Origin of the sequence: Mesorhizobium sp. M7A.F.Ca.ET.027.02.1.1 (genome assembly GCF_004022985.1) — a bacterium.
Classification (GTDB): Bacteria; Pseudomonadota; Alphaproteobacteria; order Rhizobiales; family Rhizobiaceae; genus Mesorhizobium.
In genome coordinates, this window is record NZ_RZOL01000565.1 from 1 (window position 1) to 3,068 (window position 3,068).

At 65.5% G+C, this 3,068-nt stretch carries 4 protein-coding genes and 1 pseudogene; all 5 read left to right on the plus strand.

Annotated features, from left to right (window positions below; translation table 11 throughout):
• Nucleotides 1–694 (plus strand): PfkB family carbohydrate kinase (locus EN749_RS33440; RefSeq protein ID WP_128364769.1); only part of this gene is annotated, 694 nt, incomplete at its 5' end.
• Nucleotides 691–1,461 carry a DUF429 domain-containing protein gene (locus EN749_RS33445; RefSeq protein ID WP_128364770.1) on the plus strand — a complete coding sequence of 257 codons (771 nt, stop codon included), beginning with the start codon at nucleotides 691–693 and terminating at the stop codon, nucleotides 1,459–1,461. The genes EN749_RS33440 and EN749_RS33445, both read left to right, overlap by 4 nt.
• 148 nt (nucleotides 1,462–1,609) lie before the next feature.
• Nucleotides 1,610–2,254 carry a carbonic anhydrase gene (locus EN749_RS33450; protein WP_023811712.1) on the plus strand — a complete coding sequence of 215 codons (645 nt, stop codon included), beginning with the start codon at nucleotides 1,610–1,612 and terminating at the stop codon, nucleotides 2,252–2,254.
• Nucleotides 2,251–2,685, plus strand: coding sequence for a nuclear transport factor 2 family protein (locus tag EN749_RS33455; protein WP_127269640.1), 435 nt, complete (start codon nucleotides 2,251–2,253; stop codon nucleotides 2,683–2,685). Before EN749_RS33450 ends, EN749_RS33455 begins: the two co-directional genes overlap by 4 nt.
• Nucleotides 2,686–2,780: 95 nt before the next feature.
• Nucleotides 2,781–3,068 (plus strand): annotated as a pseudogene (locus EN749_RS33460) (peptidase M3); the annotation flags it as partial.

Genomic DNA, 3,068 nt, shown 5'->3' on the forward strand with positions numbered 1-3,068 from the left:
CGACCAGTTCAAGGCGCTGATGGCCGATCTCGAGCGGGCGCCATGGCTGGGTGAAGTCGGCGCCGTGTTGTCCGGCTATCTCGGCGAGGCCGGCCAGGCCGAGGCCGTCGCCTCGCTGGTCGCCGCGGTGAAGGCAAGGACACCCGGCGCCGTCTATATCTGCGATCCGGTGATGGGTGATTCGGGCGGCCTCTACGTGCCCGAGCCGACAGCCATCGCCATGCGCGACCGGCTGATGCCGATCGCCGACATAGCCACCCCCAACCGCTACGAACTGGAATGGATGGCCGGCGCCGCGTTGCCCGACCTGAAATCTGCGATCGCGGCAGCGCTCCACGCCGGACCATCGACCATGCTGGTCACCTCTGCGCCGTCGATGATGACGGGCGGCACCGGCAATCTGCTGCTCGATAGCAGCCAGGCGCTGCTCGCCGAACATCGCCTGATCGACAAGCCGCCGAATGGCCTGGGCGATCTGACGGCGGCCGTCTATCTGGCACGTATCCTGTCCGGCCAGCCGCCGGTCAAGGCGCTGCAATCGACGACGGCGGCGGTCTACGAGATCCTGGCGCGCACCGCCAAGCGCGGCGGCGACGAACTGCAGCTCGAAACCGATGCGCAGAGCCTGTCGCATCCGATGGCGATGGTCCAGCTTCGCCACCTCACGCATCCGGGGCGGGGCCGCCGGGCGTGACGTCGACTGAGACCGTGCTTGTCGGCGTCGACGGCTGCAAGGCCGGCTGGATCGCCGTCCGGCGCGCTTTTGGCATGGCACCGTCGGTCGGTGTCTTTGCAACCTTCACTGCCCTGCTCGCATCCCTTCCCGAAGACGCTGTCATCGCTGTCGACATGCCGATCGGCCTGCCCGACTTGTCGGGCAAGGGCGGGCGCGGCCCCGAAGCGCTGGTGCGGCCACTGCTCGGGGCACGCCAATCCAGCGTCTTCTCGATCCCCTCCCGCGCCGCGCTCTATGCGGAGACCAATGATTTCACCACCATCGAAGCCTGGTATGCCGCGCACATCAGGGCAAGCGAGGTGGCCCTGACCACCTCCGACCCGCCGCGCGGCGTCTCGATCCAGGCCTTCGGCATTTTTGCCAAGATCCGCGAGATCGACGCCCTGCTGATCGCGCGACCCGATCTGCGCGGCCGTGTGTTCGAATCGCATCCGGAAGTCGCTTTCTGCCGCTTGAACGGCGATCAGGCCATGCAACTGCCGAAGAAGATCAAGGGCAGCATCAATCCGGCCGGCATGGCGGAACGCAAGGCTCTGCTTTGCCGGCATGGCTATGACACGGCCTTTCTCGACCAGCCGCCACCGCGCGGCGCCGCCGCCGACGATTTCCTCGACGCGGCCGCGATGACGCTGATTGCCGGTCGCATCGCCAGCGGTGAGGCACGGCCGCTGCCCGACCCGCCGGGCCGCGACAGCTTTGGCATTCCTGTCGCCATCTGGGCGTAACGCTGTTGGCCAAGGTTGCGCCCGATGCATGGCATTTCTAGCCAGCCCTCATAATTCTGCATTGCTCGCGACCGGCTTTTGCCGCTAGAGCCTCTCTAGACCGCAACGAGCTGCCGCATCCAACCCGGAAAGGCTCCAGACGCCGCTCATGTCCCATCTCCCTGAACATCTTCTCGCCGGCTACCGCAATTTCATGAATGGCCGCTATCTCACGGAGAGCGGGCGCTATCGCGATCTCGCTCGGGAAGGCCAGGCGCCGGAGACGATGATCGTCGCGTGCTGCGATTCGCGTTCGGCGCCCGAGGCGATCTTCGACGCCGGGCCCGGCGAACTCTTCGTGCTGCGCAATGTCGGCAATCTGGTGCCGCCCTATGCTCCCGATGGCGAGTTCCATTCGACCTCGGCGGCGCTTGAATTCGCCGTGCAGAGCCTCAAGGTCAAGAACATCGTCGTCATGGGCCATGGCCGCTGTGGCGGCATCCGTGCAGCGCTCGACACCAATTCCGCGCCGCTTTCGCCGGGCGACTTCATCGGCAAGTGGATGAGCCTGATCGCGCCGGCGGCCGAAACCGTCTCCTCCAGCACCTTCATGACCGCGTCGGAGCGCCAGACCGCGCTGGAGCGCATCTCGATCCGCTATTCCATCGCCAACCTCAGAACCTTTCCCTGCGTCTCGATTCTCGAGGGCAAGGGGCGACTGTCGCTGCATGGGGCCTGGTTCGATATCTCGACCGGCGAACTCTGGACGATGAACAAGGAAACCGGCGATTTCGAACGGCCGGAGCTGGGATGAACACAGCGGCGCGCAAGGTGGTAAACATCAGGTCGGCCGCTTTGACGGCGGCCGCGCTGCTGATAGCGATTATTGCCGCCCGCGCCGATGATCGTGCCCTCATCAGCCGCTGGTATTCGGCGCTGCTGGTCGCCGACCGCACCGAACTGTCCGACCTGCTCGCCGATGATGTCCGCATCAAGCTGGACGACCTCGGCATCGTGCAAAGCAAGCAGGAATTCATCGCCTCGATGGACGAATGGAAAGGTGCGGTTGCGGGCGCAGCGATCCGGCATCGGATCGAAAAGAGCGAAGGCGGGGTCACCACCGTGGTCGCCTGCTACGACTTTCCCAACAATGACAAGCTCATGCATGAGACTTTCGCGGTGACCGACGACCGCATCACCGCCAGTTCGCAAGCGGCAATCGCCGAGACGTGCGACGGCTTCTGACGCCATCTTGAGGGCCGAGCCGTTGCGCCTTGCGAGGCCTCGCCCTACATCGGGGACGACCAAACCTCTCCCCGTCAACGATCGAAAGACTGTCCATGCCTTCCACGAAAGCCGTCGACCTCGCCGCCCATCCGCTGACCGCGTGGCAAGGGCCGCTCGGCCTGCCCGATTTCACGCGCATTGGCGATGGCGACTTTTCCCCGGTCTTCGACGCGGCGCTGAAGGCGCACGAGGCCGAGATCGAGGCGATCGCCGGCAACAAGGATGCGCCGACCATCGAGAACACGCTTGCCGCGCTGGAACTCGGCGGCGAAGCGCTCGATCGCGTCTCGTCGATCTTCTGGTGCCGCGCCGGCGCCTACACCAACGAGACGATCCAAGCG

Bases quoted from the DNA above. Each gene is read 5' to 3' on its own strand.
- EN749_RS33450 (WP_023811712.1), top strand. From the start codon at position 1,610: ATGTCCCATCTCCCTGAACATCTTCTCGCCGGCTACCGCAATTTCATG.
- EN749_RS33455 (WP_127269640.1), top strand. From the start codon at position 2,251: ATGAACACAGCGGCGCGCAAGGTGGTAAACATCAGGTCGGCCGCTTTG.